Origin of the sequence: Stenotrophomonas sp. NRRL B-14846, from assembly GCF_050473585.1 — a bacterium.
Lineage (GTDB): Bacteria > Pseudomonadota > Gammaproteobacteria > Xanthomonadales > Xanthomonadaceae > Stenotrophomonas.
The window spans coordinates 2942968-2958122 of sequence record NZ_JBFLUN010000022.1 but is presented as its reverse complement, the minus strand read 5'-3'; the positions used below and the strand labels follow the sequence as shown (position 1 = coordinate 2958122).

10 protein-coding genes are annotated in these 15155 nt (G+C 64.9%); 9 read left to right on the top strand and 1 reads right to left on the bottom strand.

The features are described from left to right. Positions 1–432: 432 nt before the first annotated feature. The 3 genes from AB1281_RS15810 to AB1281_RS15800 all read left to right on the top strand — a co-directional run bounded on the left by AB1281_RS15810 (position 433) and on the right by AB1281_RS15800 (position 3276). Positions 433–1371: a nucleoside hydrolase gene (locus AB1281_RS15810; protein ID WP_014038332.1), complete on the top strand. Its 939-nt coding sequence runs from the start codon at positions 433–435 to the stop codon at positions 1369–1371. Positions 1372–1459: 88 nt separating this feature from the next. After that, positions 1460–1702, top strand: a complete 243-nt coding sequence (locus tag AB1281_RS15805; protein ID WP_010484049.1) for a type B 50S ribosomal protein L31 — start codon at positions 1460–1462, stop codon at positions 1700–1702. Positions 1703–1998: 296 nt separating this feature from the next. Further along, complete coding sequence (locus AB1281_RS15800; RefSeq protein ID WP_014038331.1) at positions 1999–3276, top strand: citrate synthase; 1278 nt, start codon at positions 1999–2001, stop codon at positions 3274–3276. Between the two features lie 175 nt (positions 3277–3451). On the opposite strand, the gene AB1281_RS15795 is transcribed toward AB1281_RS15800, so the two are convergent. Then, a complete protein-coding gene (locus AB1281_RS15795; protein WP_430346360.1) occupies positions 3452–4225 on the bottom strand; it encodes an AraC family transcriptional regulator in 774 nt (257 codons plus the stop codon). A 93-nt stretch (positions 4226–4318) separates the two neighbouring features. On the opposite strand from AB1281_RS15795, the gene AB1281_RS15790 reads away from it, so the two are divergent. From AB1281_RS15790 to AB1281_RS15765, 6 genes are all read left to right on the top strand, one after another. Beyond that, positions 4319–5083 carry an alpha/beta fold hydrolase gene (locus tag AB1281_RS15790; RefSeq protein ID WP_430346359.1) on the top strand — a complete coding sequence of 255 codons (765 nt, stop codon included), beginning with the start codon at positions 4319–4321 and terminating at the stop codon, positions 5081–5083. A 330-nt stretch (positions 5084–5413) separates the two neighbouring features. Then, complete coding sequence (locus AB1281_RS15785) at positions 5414–5914, top strand: CS1 type fimbrial major subunit (protein ID WP_087923508.1); 501 nt, start codon at positions 5414–5416, stop codon at positions 5912–5914. Positions 5915–5975: 61 nt separating this feature from the next. Then, positions 5976–8708, top strand: coding sequence for a TcfC E-set like domain-containing protein (locus AB1281_RS15780; protein WP_430346358.1), 2733 nt, complete (start codon positions 5976–5978; stop codon positions 8706–8708). Next, positions 8705–9850, top strand: coding sequence for a CfaE/CblD family pilus tip adhesin (locus AB1281_RS15775; RefSeq protein ID WP_430346357.1), 1146 nt, complete (start codon positions 8705–8707; stop codon positions 9848–9850). The genes AB1281_RS15780 and AB1281_RS15775 overlap by 4 nt, the downstream gene beginning before the upstream one ends. A gap of 18 nt (positions 9851–9868) precedes the next feature. Further along, positions 9869–10576, top strand: coding sequence for a pilus assembly protein (locus tag AB1281_RS15770; protein WP_430346356.1), 708 nt, complete (start codon positions 9869–9871; stop codon positions 10574–10576). A 58-nt stretch (positions 10577–10634) separates the two neighbouring features. Then, positions 10635–15110, top strand: coding sequence for an ESPR-type extended signal peptide-containing protein (locus AB1281_RS15765; RefSeq protein ID WP_430346355.1), 4476 nt, complete (start codon positions 10635–10637; stop codon positions 15108–15110). Positions 15111–15155: the final 45 nt, after the last annotated feature.

Sequence of the window (15155 nt, the reverse complement as noted above, 5' to 3'; positions counted from 1 at the left end):
TCCACGCATGGCGTGGATCTACTGTAGAGCCGAGCCCACGCTCGGCTGCTTTTCGCGCTGCGCGCGTGAGTCGAGCATGGCTCGACTCTACAGAGAGCCGATTCGATCAATCCGTGGATGTGTCGACCAAGGTCGACACCTACCAGAGCAGAACGCCGTTCCGACAGACCGCGGGAAATTGTCGAAGGCGGGGTGGGTCCGGTGGCGGGGGCGTGAGCGCCATGGATGGCGCGACCGAGGCTACATGGATGTATTCACGCCGTCCCCCGCCATCGGACCCACCCCGCCATCCCACGGATAGCCAGCTTTTGCTCTTGCCGTTGCTCCTGCCTCGGCGGGTGCAGGGCGCAGCCCTGCCAGAACCCCCACCCCCGTACTTGCAACGGTCATCATCCCGGTCCACACTTCGTTGCCGATCTGAAGACGGCAACGATGACCCACAAGATCCCCCTGTTGATCGACACCGACCCCGGTGTGGACGACGCCCTGGCCCTGCTGATGGCCTTTGCCGATGAACGGCATGACGTGGTCGCCCTGACCATCGCCGCCGGCAATGTCGGCCTGCAGTACACCGTCCGCAACGCCCTCAAGCTCTGCGACATCGTCGGCCGCGCCGACGTGCCGGTGTTTGCCGGAAGCCCGGATCCGCTGCTGCATCCCTCCGTCGACGCTGCCCACGTGCATGGCCGTGATGGTTACGGCGACGTGGACCTGCCACCGCCGAGCCGCCAGGCTGAAGCCGAGCACGCTGCGCTGGCCATCCTGCGCCTGTCGCACGAGCATGCCGGCGAACTGATGCTGGTGATGCTTGGCCCGCTGACCAACCTGGCGCTGGCACTGAAGCTGGACCCGACCCTGCCCCAGCGCATCAAGCGCATCGTGGTGATGGGCGGGGCGGTCACCTGCCACGGCAACATCACCCCGGCGGCCGAGTTCAACATCGCCTTCGATCCGGAAGCGGCGCATGTGGTGTTCACCTCGTTCAAGCACCTGCTGGTGTCGGACTGGGAGGCCACCGTCGCCCACGGCCTGCCGCTGGAAGAAGCCGAGAAGTGGCTGCGGGCCGACTCCGATCGTGCCCGCTTCTACGAGCTGATCTCGCGCAAGACCCGTGGCCTGTCCGAAGACAGCAAGGGCGGCCGCTGGTACACCGCCGACGCGGTCGCCATGGCCTGGGCGCTGAACCCGGAAGGGCAGCTGCAGGTCGAATCGCGGCCGCTGAACGTGGAGCTGAACGGAACGTTCAGCCGCGGCGCCACCATCGTCGACTGGAACCGCCAGACCGGCCAGCCGGACAACTGCGATCTGCTGATGGCCTACGACCAGCAGCGTTTCGAGGCCCTGGTGCGCCAGGCCCTGGGCGCGGACTGAAGCCGATTGACCGGCACCGGTTGCCCCGGGCGGCAACCGGTGCTTATAATGCCGCTCTTGACCACCAGCCCATTTACGGTGTGAGCCCATGAAGGCCGATATCCATCCGAACTACCGCGACGTCGTCTTCCATGACGTCACCTCCGATTTCAAGATCCTGACCCGCTCGACCATGGCGACGAAGGAAACCATCAAGTGGGAAGACGGCAACGACTACCCGCTGGTGAAGGTTGAAATTTCCTCTGCTTCGCACCCGTTCTACACGGGCAAGCACAAGGTCATCGACACCTCGGGCCGCATCGACAAGTTCCAGAAGCGCTACGCGCGCTGATCTGTCGATCCAGCTTCGAACCGACGGCCGCGCTCTGCGCGGCCGTTTGTTTTTCCCCAACGCCAACCCAACGGGCGTTTGGATGGACGGAACACTGCGTTCGTGTGACAACGCTTTTGCCGATCCGGGCCGCTTGCTGGCCGGGTTCTGGCCGCCTGCCGTCTACGACTTCTGTCTAGCGCCGGGCAAATGCTGCTGTGCGATAATGGCGTGATCCCCGGCACAGGCCGAGGACGTCATTCACGTGCCTGACCAATGCGCTTGGGCAGGCGCCTTCCCATGAAGGAGCGCACACAGTGTCCGATCTTGATCAGGTCACGCTCAACGCCGGCGATAAGTCCGTCGTTCTGCCCGTCATCAAACCCACCCTTGGCAACGACTGCGTCGACATCGCGAAGCTGACCAAGGAAACGGGGTTCTTCACCTACGATTCCGGCTTCACCGCGACGGCCAGCTGCAAGTCCGCCATCACTTACATCGACGGCGACAAGGGCGTGCTGCTGTACCGCGGCTACCCGATCGAACAGCTGTCGGAAAAGTCGAGCTACGTCGAAGTGGCCTACCTGCTGATCAACGGCGAGCGCCCGAGCGCCGAGCAGCTGAAGGCCTTCACCGATGAGCTGACCGCCGAAGCCAACGTCGATGATTCGATCAACACGCTGATCGGCAGCTTCGCCAAGGATGCCCACCCGATGGCCATCCTGGCAGCCGCGATCGCGCAGCTGTCGGCCATCTACCACGACTCGCTGGACCTGTCCGACGCCGAACAGCGCCGCCAGGCCGCCGTGCGCCTGATCGCCAAGGTGCCGACCCTGTCGGCGCTGATCTACCGCCACGGCAAGGGCCTGCCGGCCAACAAGCCGGACACCTCGCTGGACTACGTCAGCCGCTTCCTGAAGCAGACCTTCGAGTCGGCTGACGGCCAGTACGATCTGAACCCGGACGTGGTCAAGGCGCTGGACCTGCTGTTCATCCTGCACGCCGACCACGAGCAGAACGCCTCGACCTCGACCGTGCGCCTGGTCGGCTCGACCGGTGCCAACCCGTACGCGTCGGTCGCCGCTGGCGTCACCGCGCTGTGGGGTCCGGCCCACGGCGGTGCCAACGAAGCCGTGCTGAAGATGCTGGAAGAGATCGGCAGCGCCGACAACGTCGAGTCCGCCGTGGTCAAGGCCAAGGACAAGACCTCCGGCTTCCGCCTGATGGGCTTCGGCCACCGCGTCTACAAGAACTTCGATCCGCGCGCCAAGGTCATCGGCGAGATGACCAGCAAGGTGCTCAAGCAGCTGGGCGTGCAGGATCCGCTGCTGGACGTGGCCGTGAAGCTGGAACAGGCCGCGCTGCAGGACGAGTACTTCGTCGCCCGCAAGCTGTACCCGAACGTCGATTTCTACAGCGGCATCATCTACAAGGCGCTGCAGATCCCGACCGAAATGTTCACCGTCATGTTCGCCCTGGGCCGTACCTCCGGCTGGGTGTCGCATTGGCTGGAACAGCAGGTTGACCCGGAAATGAAGATCGGCCGTCCGCGCCAGGTCTACACCGGCAGCGACGTGCGCGACTACCAGGGCTGATCGCCCCGCGTAGGTTGTGCCGAGAACGCCCCGCATCCGCGGGGCGTTTTTTTTTGCTTCGGCTCTGGTAGCTGCCAACCTTGGTTGGCACGCTTCTGTAGAGTCGAGCCATGCTCGACTGCTCTTGCCGAGTCGAGCATGGCTCAGAGCACGGCAGCCAAACCCGGACCCGGTACTACACCTCTGAATACCGGCTCGGCGAACACCCCAGCTCGCGCCGGAACGCGGCAGAAAACGCGCTGGGACTCGCATACCCCAGGTCCAGTGCCACGCGTGTCACTGCCTGCCCCTGGCCCAGCCGTTCGATGGCCGCCATCAGGCACACCTGCTGCCGCCACTCGGCGAAACTCACTCCGGTATACGCGCGGAACGTCCGCGTGAACGTGCGCCGGCTCATGCCCGCATCCGCAGCCACCTCATCAAGCCCGATGGCGAGCGAGGGCGCATCAAACAGCGCCCGGCAGACGCGCGCGAGGCGTGCATCGGCAGGCAAAGGCGCATGCAGGGAAAGCATCGGCATCGACGCGATCTCCGCTACCAGCAACTGCATCAGCTTGCCCGCACGCCCGTCCTCGTCGTACAGCGCGGGCAGGTTCACTGCGCCCTCCAGCAGCTGCCGCAACAGCGGCGAAACGGCATACACGTGGCACTGTGCCGGCATCGCCACCGCAGCGGCGGCCTCGATGGAAAGGAATGCGTTGAGCATCGTCACCGGCCCTCGCATCGTCATCTCGTGGACCAGCCCGGCGGGAACCCAGCAGGCGCGCTGTGGCGGCACCAGCCAGCGCCCCTGCGGTGTCGTCACGCTGATGGTGCCGCGCGCGGCGAACGCGAACTGCCCGCGCCGATGGGCATGGCGCGGAAAGGTGGACGCTGCCGCGTAGTCGTTCGAGGTGACCACGACATCGCGCGGCAGGTCTTCGTAGGGATCGAGCAGCGAATTGCGCATGGCCCGGATTCTATAGCGGTTGACCTGTCATCGACGGTGGGCCGGGCCTGCGTTGCCTAGCATCAATACTCCTTCTGACTGTGGCGATCTCTCGTGGCCAACACTTTTCACCGCGTGGGGCAGGGCCCTCACTCCGTCCTGGTCCTGCATGGCTGGTTCGGCGACGCCCACGCGTTCGGACCGATCGAGCCGTGGCTGTCACACGATCACTTCAGCTACTTCTTCATGGACTGCCGTGGCTACGGCGGCATGCGTGATGTGGCGGGGCAGTACAGCATCGACGAAATCGCCCGTGACGCACTCTCGCTCGCCGATGCACTTCAGCTGGCGACATTCAGTGTGGCGGGGCATTCCATGGGCGGCATGGCGATCGAGCGCATTGCCGTGATCGCACCCCAGCGGGTGCGGTCCATGCTGGCCATCGCACCCGTTCCCTGCGGCGGCATCGCCTATGACGCACCCACGCGGCGCCTGCTGGAGAACGCTGCCGGCAGCGTGGCCAGCCGAAGGGCCGTCATCGATCGCAGTACTGGCGGCAGACTGCCTGCGGCCTGGCTGGATTGGAAGGCCCGCTATTCAATGGAGCAGTCCACGCCTGATGCGTTTGCTGCCTATCTCCCCGCGTGGGCAGACACGGATTTCAGCAATGAGATCATCGGCGAGCACCGGTTGAAGGTGGTGGTTGGCGGGCACGATCCCACCTTCAATCGAACACTGATGGAGCGCACCTATCTGCGCCGCTACCGGCAGGCCACGCTGGAGGTCCTGGAGGATGCAGGGCACTACCCGATGAATGAGACACCCTTGGCCCTGGTGGCGGCCATGGAGTCCTTTCTGTTGCCATTGCCCAGGAGGTAGAGTCGACTGTCAGGCGACTCGCGCGCGCAGCGCTGGCGTTTCGCGCAGTGTCAGAAAGGCAGTCGACTAGCAGTCGACTCTACAAAGGCAAGGCAATGAGGCTTTTTGCATTTACCGAATGAGGGAAATTGCATAACCCTCAAACATTGAACGCCTTCAAGGATTCTCCTTAACGTTGAATGTTTTAGGAAAGCTTGAATGGCCTGCACAACAAGGGATTCCTAACATTCTCTCCGTCGCCCGCACCCATCCCCGCGGGCGGCGCTTCCCTCCCTTTTCTCCTTGGGGAGGGGAGCTTTCATATTCCCCCTTGTCCGAGAGAGACAACCCATGCACGCCATTATCAAGAAGGCCGCGCTCGCTGCAGCGCTGGCCACGGCTTCGCTGTCCGCGCACGCCGTGGAAACCAAGATCTCCGTCTATGCCGACGTCGACCCGACCCTGGCCCTGCTGCGTGATGACGGCAGCGCGCTGCCGGACGCCGTCACCCTGACCCACGATCCGCTGCGTGGCCTGATTCCGGACACCCAGCACGTGCGCATCCACTCCAACGATGACACCGCCGATATCGAAGCCAAGATTGGCGGTGCATTCGTGCTGGCCAATGGTGACGGCAAGATCACTGTGCCGATGACGGTCAGCCTCAACAACCGCGCACTGGGCCTCACTGCTGTCGAATTCAAGGCAGCCGATCTGTTCACCGGTGCCGGTTCGACCCCGGGCGCGTCGATCTCGATGCCGCTGGTCATCGCCCAGACCGCTCCGGCGCCGCTGACCACCCAGGGTCGCTACTCGGGCGTCGTCAACATCGTGCTGAGCCAGAAGCCCTGATTCAACGCGGTTCCTGCGCCGGCCCCTGACTCGGGCCGGCCGTTTCTCCAGCGGTGCCCCCATGACCCCACACGCCCCCGCCGTCACCCGGCTGGCGGTCGCGCTCGCCCTGGCATTGTCCACTCCACTGGTGGCCGCACGCGGCGTCCCGCCCGGCTTCGAGGATCTGGTCGAAGGCCAGACCGAACAACTCGATATCCAGCTGTTCGGCCGCTCGGCCGGGCTGTCGCCGGTGCACGTGACCCTGGAACACGTGCAACTGGAAGAGCCCGCAAGCGTGCTGCAGGCGCTGGATCTGCCCGCCGAGGCGCAGGCCGCACTGCTGCCCGCGTTGTCGCAGCCCATGCCGCGCAACAGCCATCTGGCCTGCCGCTTCGGTGGCGCCACCGCCGGCTGCGGCTATCTCGATCCACCAGAAGACCCCACCGCCGTGCGCGCGCTGTACGACGAAGGCGAGGGCGCGGTGCGCCTGTTCGTCGCCCGCCAGTGGATTCCCGGCAAGCCGGCTGCCGAGCGCTTCCACCGCGTCAGCGCCAACGCCGAGAACGCCTTCCTGCACCAGCAGGTGATCAATATGAGTGGCAGCCGCGATTACCAGACGCTGTCCGCGCGTGGCACCGGCGTGCTGGGCCTGTTCGACCGTGGGCATGTCTCCGCCGAATGGAACTTCAACCAGCAGCGCTACCGCAGCCGCGGCAGTGACAGCGCGTTCGAGTTCGACAACGTCTACTACCGCCACGACCTGGGGCAGGCGCACTACCTGCAGGCCGGGCGCATGGACCGCCGCAACCTGTCCAGCCCGCAGGGCGGTACCTTCAGTTTCAGCATGCTGCCGCTGGACCGCCTGCAGGGCCTGCGCGTGGGCACCACCCAGGCCTATGTGGATGCCGATGCCGCCGTGCAGGCCACGCCGCTGACCGTACTGCTGGCGCGCGACGCACGCGTGGATGCCTACGACGGCACGCGCCTGCTGCAGACCTCCTACCTGCAGGCCGGCATCAACCAGATCGATACCCGCAACTTCCCGTTCGGCAACTACAGCGTCACGCTGCGCATCTACGAAGACGGCGTGCTGGTGCGCAGCGAAGACGCGCCGTTCGACAAGGGTGGCGACTGGACCAACAGCCAGTGGCAGTGGTTCGTGCAGGGCGGCAAGCGCAACGAGCGCCGCAGTGACCGCTTCGATGGCGAACGCGTGGCGGTGGCCGGCATGCGCGTGCCGCTGGGCCGCGACGTGGCGGTGGTGGCCGGCGCCGCCGACCTCGGCGGCTTCCGCTACGGCGAGCTGCGCGTGGACCTGCGCCGCCTGTATGCCACCCAGGAGCTGCGCGCCAGCTTCGGCGGCATGCGCGGCAACGATGGCAGCACCGGCCAGCAGCACCAGCTGTCGTACCGCCGCACCGCATCCTGGAACATCTACCAGCAGCGCATGCGCGGCAAGGCCTGCCAGTTCGAGGCCGACGCGCGCGATCAGCTGGGCTGCACCAATTCGCTCAGTGCCTCGATGGCGCTGCCGCTGGCCGGTGGCAGCGCCTATGTGGGCTACACGCGGCGCCAGACCTGGCGCGCAGGACGCATCCTGCCGGGCGCAGAAGACGATCCGCTGGCCGGGCTGGACCCGCTGCTGCCGCCGTCGGCGCCATGGCAGCCTCGCCGCGAGCCGCAGCTCAGTCGCACCTGGCAGGCCAGCTTCAGTCGCAGCCATCGCTGGCAGGATTTCAGCGTCTCCACCCGCGTGGGTGTGTGGCAGCAGCGTGCCAGCGACAGCCTGCGCGGCAGCGACCAACGCGACCGCGGCATCTACTTCAACCTGAGCCTGACCCGCCTGCTGCGCGGCACTGCCGGCAGCGGCCAGCGCCGCTACAGCGTGGACGTGCGCCAGCCGCAGCATCAGCGCCCGGACATCAACTACAGCGTTGGCCAAAGCCTGCGCCAGGAAGCCGATGCGCAGTACCGCGAGCTGTCAGCCGAACTGCGCGCCAACAACAGCGACCGCTACAGCGCCACGCTCAGCGGCCAGCTGCAGAGCAGCCTGGGCCAGAGCGGCGCCACACTGGCGCACTACCAGCAGCGCGGTCGCAGCGAGACCGCCTACAGCGGCATGCACAGCTCCGGCTTTGCACTGGGCAAGCGCGGCTTCTACTGGAGCGGCAGCAACGGCGCTGACGCCGGCCTGGCCGTGCAGGTGGCCGACACCGACGATGTCGACCTGCGTGGCGTGGCGGCCGAACTGCAGGTGGGCGGCCTGCGCCGTCAACGCCTGCAGATCGGTGAGCGCCGGTTGCTGCCGTTGTCGTCGTACCAGTCGCACCGTGCCGAAGTGCAGGACGCCAGCACGCTGGACAGCATCGCCGCCATCCGCGTGACCGGCGTGGGTGGCGCACGGCCGATGTTCCTCAGCCCCGGGCGGTTGATGCGCATGCCGGTGCCGATCGAGGTGACCTACACCTTCATCGGCAACGCCAAGGATCTTGCCGGGGCGCCGCTGGGTGGCGCACGCATCCTCAACGCGCCGGTGCCCGGTACCAGCGCCAACGGCGGCTTCGTCGCCGATTTCCCGCGTCGCGAGACAACGCTGTACCTGCTGCAGGACGACCGCCTGCTGCACTGCCCGCTGCAGGTGCGCGAGCGCCGCCAGGTGGTGCTGCTGGTCGGCGCCGTGCACTGCGAGCCGCTGGCCGTGGCCCAGCTGCCGGCACAGATCCGCCAGCAGGCCCGCGTGACCCGGCTGCTGCAGGAACGCGCGCTGATTGCCGCCACGCCCCAGACCGCTGCTGCAGGAGGAACGCCATGAACCGGCGTGTGTTGTTGGTGTTGATGCTGGTGTGTGTGCTGGTGGTGCTGGCGCCGAGGGCGTGGGCGCAGTGGCCGCCGGAAACGCATCCGGCGGATCAGACCCGGGACATCGTGATGTCGTGGGATCGCTCGGCTATGCCGGGTGATGTGGAGTTGTGGGCGCCTCGGACGGTGTTGGGGTTCAGTCACGACCTGACGATGAAGTATGGGCAGATCCATGTGGTTTGTGGGTCTGCTTCTGATAGTGAATCTGGGCGTTGCCCGACGGAAGGTGAGCCGAGCATGTCAGTGGGAACTACGGAGATAGCGTTGCGTCTCATTGATCCTAGGACTGGACTGCATGTAGAGATTCGTGCGGTAGGAAGCCTTCAGCGGATTATGTCGGGCTATCGCTGTAGTTTGGACTACTGGGACGCGGAGCGGCGCATTCTGAATGAAGCACACTGGTACAAGTGTGGTTTCGGGAGTGGGGCAGATGAGCCGCTTGGAACCGGCGTCGAGTTGATCTTGCCCCAGCACGAAATCTCGCGCCTCGTCGCCGGCCACTGGAAGGCCACGATGCGCCTGAACATCAAGGCCGACCCAGCCGCAGCGCCGGTCGCCACCGCCGTCTTCAACTTCGACTTCACCGTCACCGACTACGACGCGATCTCGATCTACTTCCCAGGTTTCGACGGTGTCGCCCCCCTGGTCAACATGGACCTGCGCTACGACCCCATCCGCAAGGTCGTCGCCGGGCGCAAGGACGTGGACATGTGCCTCTACGACGGCGTGGGTTCGCAGAGCGAATTCCTCGGCGTCACGGTGCGCGACAGCGGGCCGCGGCCACCGCCGGGGCGGGACTTCGCGGTCTGGCATAAGGACGGCGGCAGCGATGATACCCAGCGCCTCGACTACCAGGTCGGCCTGAACTACGGCGGCAATCTGCTGGCGATGAAGCACGGCGAGGAACAGCTGCTGCGCGGCATCGACAGCGTACAGCTTCGCATGGTGCTGCTGCCGGGCATCAGCCAACCCGTGTACTGCGTGCCCACCCCGCTGACGCTGGAAACACCGCCCACACCCATCGCCAGCAAACGCCCCGGTCTCTACGACGGCGAACTGACGGTAGAGCTGCGTGTGCCGACCGCCAAACCCTGATCCCCACGGAGGCTCATCATGAAGAAGCTGCTGTTCTGCCTGTTGCCGTTGAGTGCACTGCTGGCCCCGCCAGCACAGGCCAATCTGTCCATTCATCCGATGCGCGCGGCGGTGGACGCCAAGCACGGCACGAAGATCCGCGTGTACTCGCAATCTACCCAGCCGCAGTACGTGCAGGCGCGGTTGCTGCGCATCAACAACCCGGCGCAGGTGGGTGAGGAAGAGATTGAGGTGGAAGCTGCCGATGCGGCGATTGCCATCACGCCTGGCAAGTTCGCACTCAGCGGTGGTGGCAATCGCTTGATCCGGGTGATTCCACTGCAGACGGTGGAGAAAGAGGCGGCCTATCGCATCTACTTCGAGGGCGTGAAGGGCCCCGAAGGCACGATCCTGGAAGGCGACGAGCAGGAGGCGCAGGCCAACGTCGGCGTGAGCCTGGTCTGGGGCGCGCTGGTGAATGTAGTGCCCGCCAAAGGCAGCGTGGATCTGCAACTGCAGGGCAACACCCTGCGCAACACCGGCACGCTGCGTGTGGGCATCACTGGCGCTGCCGAGTGCAGTGCCGGTGGCGTGTGCACACCGCGCGAGCTGTCGAAGAGCCTCTACCCCGACGCTGCGCTGACCCTGCCGTTCCAACTCCAGCCCGGTAACACCCTGCAGCTGCAGTACCGCCTGTCGAACGACAGTTACCGAGATCACGTAACGACCCTGGCGCCGAGCGCCTGACCTTCATTGCCCCGCGCTCGTGCGGGGCTTCATTTCCGTTGTCCTGTTAAGGAAGACCATGAACAAGATCTATCGTCGTATCTGGAATGCAGCCAGAAAGTGCTGGACTGTGGCAAGCGAGCTGGCCTCGGCACGAGGGCGCCAGGATGCACGGCCCCGCCTCCGCAATTCCGGCGTACTGCTGGCCGCGGCCCTGCTTTCAGCTCCCTACGCACACGCGCGGGACATCGAGGAATGCACCGAGAGCGTTGATGATGCACGTCAGTGCAGTCGCGGAATCGTCGAATCGAGGGAAACGCATGCCGGTTCAGGGTGGATGTCCGCGTACTCGGGCATCGGGATTCTGGATGGCAGTGAGTCCGTCAGCTATGGCAAATACTCATCCGCCGCAGGCAAGTACAGCGCTGCGTTCGGAGTCAATGCGGCAGCCATTGGCGACCGCAGCGTGGCCCTTGGTTTTGGCGCCACTGCTGGCAACGCTGGATATGCGACGGCGGTTGGCTCCCTATCTTTTGCCCAAGATATTGGTAGCGTAGCAGTAGGGCAGAATGCAAGAGCGATATCGCACAACTCCATCGCCATTGGCAGCGGCTCCAAGACGGTGGAAAGTACGGCCGGTGTGTCCAGAATTGCCATCGGCGGAGACGCGTTTGCGGGGACGGCGGGTTACTCGGGGGCTATCGCGCTGGGAGGAAGCTCGCGTGCTGAGTACAGTGGAGTGGCGTTGGGGCACCACGCCAAGGCGCTTGCACACAATTCGGCGGCCATCGGTGCATCCTCCGAGGCAAACGAATCAAACTCGGTTTCTGTTGGTAGCTCATCAATCAAGCGACGCGTTACCAATGTCGCTGATGCCCGCTTGAGCGCCACCAGCACGGACGCGGTCACCGGCAAGCAGCTTCATGCCACCAGTACCAAGCTGGGCGTCGTCGAGGAGACTGCAGATGCTGCGAAAATGGACGCGGCAGCGGTACGGGCCATTGCCCAGGCTGCCACGAATCGCATCGATGCGACGACCCTGGCTTTGGGCAGAGGCGCTACCGCAGAGAACGGCAGCTACGGCATCAGCACCGCACTCGGTAACAACGCAAAGGCGTACAACGGCCGCAGCGTAGCGCTGGGCGACGACGCGCGCGCTGGCGTGGATGCGGACGGCAACAAGGTGGCCAATCAGAACGCGGGTGTCTCGGTCGGCGCCGGAACCCGTAGCGCCAACGGCGCCGTTGCAACCGGCTTCCGTGCAAACGCAAGCGGCAACTTCTCTATTGCCGTAGGCGGCGACGCCAAGGCCGAGGCAGAGCACGCTACGGCGGTTGGTTATCTGAGCAAGGCCAGTGCCAGCCAGGCCACCGCACTGGGGCGTGGCAGTGAGGCGACGGCGCAATTCGCCAGCGCATTGGGCAATCTGGCCAAGGCTACGAACACCAGCTCCGTGGCGCTGGGCGACCGCGCTCAGGCCTCGCATGAGAATGCCGTTGCGCTGGGTGCAGGTGCAGTAACCGCCTCAGCCAATTCGGTATCGGTTGGCAGCGCCAGCAGGAAGCGGAAGATCCAGTACATCGCCGATGGTGTGGTGGGGGCCGGCAGCACCGATGCCATCACTGGCAACCAGCTTCATACCACCAACCAGGCCGTGACCAAGGCCCAGACAGCAGCTGACGGAGCGACCACCACTGCCAATGCCGCAAAGGTGGAATCGGGCAAGGCACTGGCTGACACCGGAGTGCTGAAGGGTCTTGTCGGTCAAGCCGCTGTCAACGGCAACGTTCGTGTTGGCGAGAAGAACAGCGGCACCGTTTTGGATGTGCGCAACAGCGCGAACGCGTACCGGAAGCTGACTGGTGTGGCTGATGGTGCGGTCGGCGCCAGCAGCTACGAGGCCGTCAACGGCAAGCAGCTCAATGCTACCAATGACAAGGTGGCGGCGGTGGAGGGTATTGCCAGGTCTGCGGGCACGGAGGCTGCCGCGGCAAAGACAGATGCCGCCAAGGCGCTGGCCGAGACAGTGGCGCTGGGTGGACTGGTGGCGCAGGTATCTGCTTCTGGCAATGTGCGATTGGGCGAGAAGAACAGCGGAACGACCTTGGACGTGCGCAATAGCGCCAATGCCAGTCGGAAGATCAGTGGTGTGGCGGATGGAGCCTTGAACGCCAGCAGTGCCGAAGCTGTGTCTGGTAGGCAGCTGTACTCAACTAATTCACGCGTCTCAGATCTTGAGGGTGTCGCGCAGTTTGTGAGTATCGGGTCAGCTCCATTCAGTGAACGCGCAGAAGCGGGCGTGGCGGGTACTGCGGTCGGAAATTCAGCAAAGACGGGGCTGGAGGGAGGAACTGCGGTAGGCACGTTTGCGGAGGCGATGGGAAAGAACTCCACGGCAATCGGTAGAGGGGCAGCCGTCTCTGTGGATTCCGAGAGTGGATTCGCAATGGGGGCCGGTGCACAGGTCGGTGGAGATGCTGGCGGCGCGCGTGGTGGTGTGGCGATGGGTGCAGGCGCAAGGGTTGCAAGCGGGGCTCACGGCTCGCTAGCACTAGGAAATGGTTCCCAAGCAGATGAAGATGGGGTTGCGTCATTTGGCGGTGTTGGCATTCAGCGCCGCCTTGTAAACATCGCGCGCGGTACTGCTGACCACAACGCCACCACCGTTGCCCAGCTGAAGGATTCCCTCGCCACGCTCGGCGGCGCCGCAGGCATGGATGCCAATGGCAACATCATCGCCCCGACCTACACGGTGCAGGGCGGAACGCAGAGCACCGTCGAGGATGCGCTGACGGCACTCGATGGCGCCGTCATCACCGCCGGCCGTCGCGCGGACAAGGTGGAAGGTCAGCTCAGCTCGATCTTCCAGGATTCACCTTCGGCTCGTGCCGACGGCACGAGCCAGATCGCGCTGAATGGCGTGAATGGCATGGTGCTGACCAATCTTGCCGACGGCCAAGTGGCCCCAGGAAGCCGCGATGCCGTTACGGGCAACCAGCTGTACGCCGCAGAACAGAAGATCTCGCAGAATCGGGATGATCTGGACGCGATGCGCAAGGAGCGGGAGATGGGGCAGCAGGCAATGCGAGGGTTGGATGTAAACGGCCCAATCGACTTCGGTGGTGCGCGTTTGACTGGCGTGGCCGAGGGGAAGCTTTCGGCTGATAGCTCGGACGTTGTGCGGGGCAGTCAGCTCTATAAGACCAATAGCCGTGTGTCGGCCTTGGAAGGCATCGGTCAATACCTCAGCGTGGGCACGGCTCCTGAATATGGTCAGGCTCAGGCTGGTCCGGCTGGTCTCGCCATTGGAAACTTGGCAAAGACGGGCATTGAGGGTGGCACGGCGATTGGAACATTCGCCAAAGCAATGGGAAGAAACTCAATTGCCCTCGGACGAGCATCTACTGTCTACGAAGGCTCAGATTCCAGCTTTGCCATCGGGACTGGAGCTGAGGTTGGTAGGGCTGGCGAGCCGGGTGCAATCGGAGCCATTGCGTTCGGCGTTGGATCAAGGGTCGAACCCGGAGCCCACGGTTCTATCGCGTTCGGAACCAGCTCTCATGCGACCGAGGCAGGAGTTGTATCGTTTGGTAATGTTGGAACGAAGCGCCGCCTCGTAAACATCGCCAACGGCACCGCCAATCACAACGCCGCCACCGTCGGCCAGCTGCGCGGTGCGCTCTCCGCCCTTGGCGGCGAGGTGGATGCCAACGGCAACATCGTTGGCCCGAGCTTCAACGTCCAGAGCCAGGCGCAGTCCACGTTGAATGGTGCACTGGAGGCGCTGGATGGTGCGGTCGTCACCAACACGTCGCGCGTGGACAGGGTCGAAACCCAGCTCCGCTCCGTCTTCCAGGACGTTCCCTCGGTCCGCGCCGACGGTGTCAACCAGCTCACCCTCGCAGGCGCCAACGGCATGGTCATCTCCAACGTGGCCAACGGCCTGATCGCGGCCGGCAGCCGTGATGCGGTCAACGGCGGCCAGCTGCATTCGATGCAGCAGCAGCTCAACGGCCGCATGGACGGTCTGGAGCAGCGCATCGACGATGCCCCGGTACCGCGTGCGCTGGCGACGTCCTCGGTGCCGAAGCCGCAGGCCGAGGAAACTCCTGTGGTGCCGGAAGGCAAGGACTCCCAGCAGGTCGCTTCGGTAGGCGAGGGTGACAAGCCCACGCCGCAGCCGAAGGCCAAGCAGGACGACACGCCGAAGCCGCAGGTGGACACCGCCGAGCTGGAGAAGATGCTGGCCCGCGCCAACGAGTACACCGATGGTGCGATCAGCAACGTCGAGCGCCGCCTGGACAAGATGGACAAGCGTTTCAACCGCATGGCGGCGATGAGCAGTGCGCAGACAGCGATGGCGATGAACACCGCCGGCCTGGCCACCTACAACCGCCTCGGTGCGGGTGTGGGCTATAGCGAGGGTGAGTCGGCGATGGCCGTGGGCTACCAGCGTGTGCTCAACGAGAAGGGCTCGGCCACCTTCAGCCTCAATGGTGCGTTCACCAACAGCGGCGAGCGCAGCATGGGCGTGGGTGTGGGCATCGGCTGGTAAGCCATGGAGCCCTGGCGTGACGCGCGTAATCCACCCCGTCGCGCC

Bases quoted from the DNA above. Each gene is read 5' to 3' on its own strand.
- AB1281_RS15810 (WP_014038332.1), top strand. From the start codon at position 433: ATGACCCACAAGATCCCCCTGTTGATCGACACCGACCCCGGTGTGGAC.
- AB1281_RS15805 (WP_010484049.1), top strand. From the start codon at position 1,460: ATGAAGGCCGATATCCATCCGAACTACCGCGACGTCGTCTTCCATGAC.
- AB1281_RS15795 (WP_430346360.1), bottom strand. From the start codon at position 4,225: ATGCGCAATTCGCTGCTCGATCCCTACGAAGACCTGCCGCGCGATGTC.
- AB1281_RS15785 (WP_087923508.1), top strand. From the start codon at position 5,414: ATGCACGCCATTATCAAGAAGGCCGCGCTCGCTGCAGCGCTGGCCACG.
- AB1281_RS15780 (WP_430346358.1), top strand. From the start codon at position 5,976: ATGACCCCACACGCCCCCGCCGTCACCCGGCTGGCGGTCGCGCTCGCC.
- AB1281_RS15775 (WP_430346357.1), top strand. From the start codon at position 8,705: ATGAACCGGCGTGTGTTGTTGGTGTTGATGCTGGTGTGTGTGCTGGTG.
- AB1281_RS15770 (WP_430346356.1), top strand. From the start codon at position 9,869: ATGAAGAAGCTGCTGTTCTGCCTGTTGCCGTTGAGTGCACTGCTGGCC.
- AB1281_RS15765 (WP_430346355.1), top strand. From the start codon at position 10,635: ATGAACAAGATCTATCGTCGTATCTGGAATGCAGCCAGAAAGTGCTGG.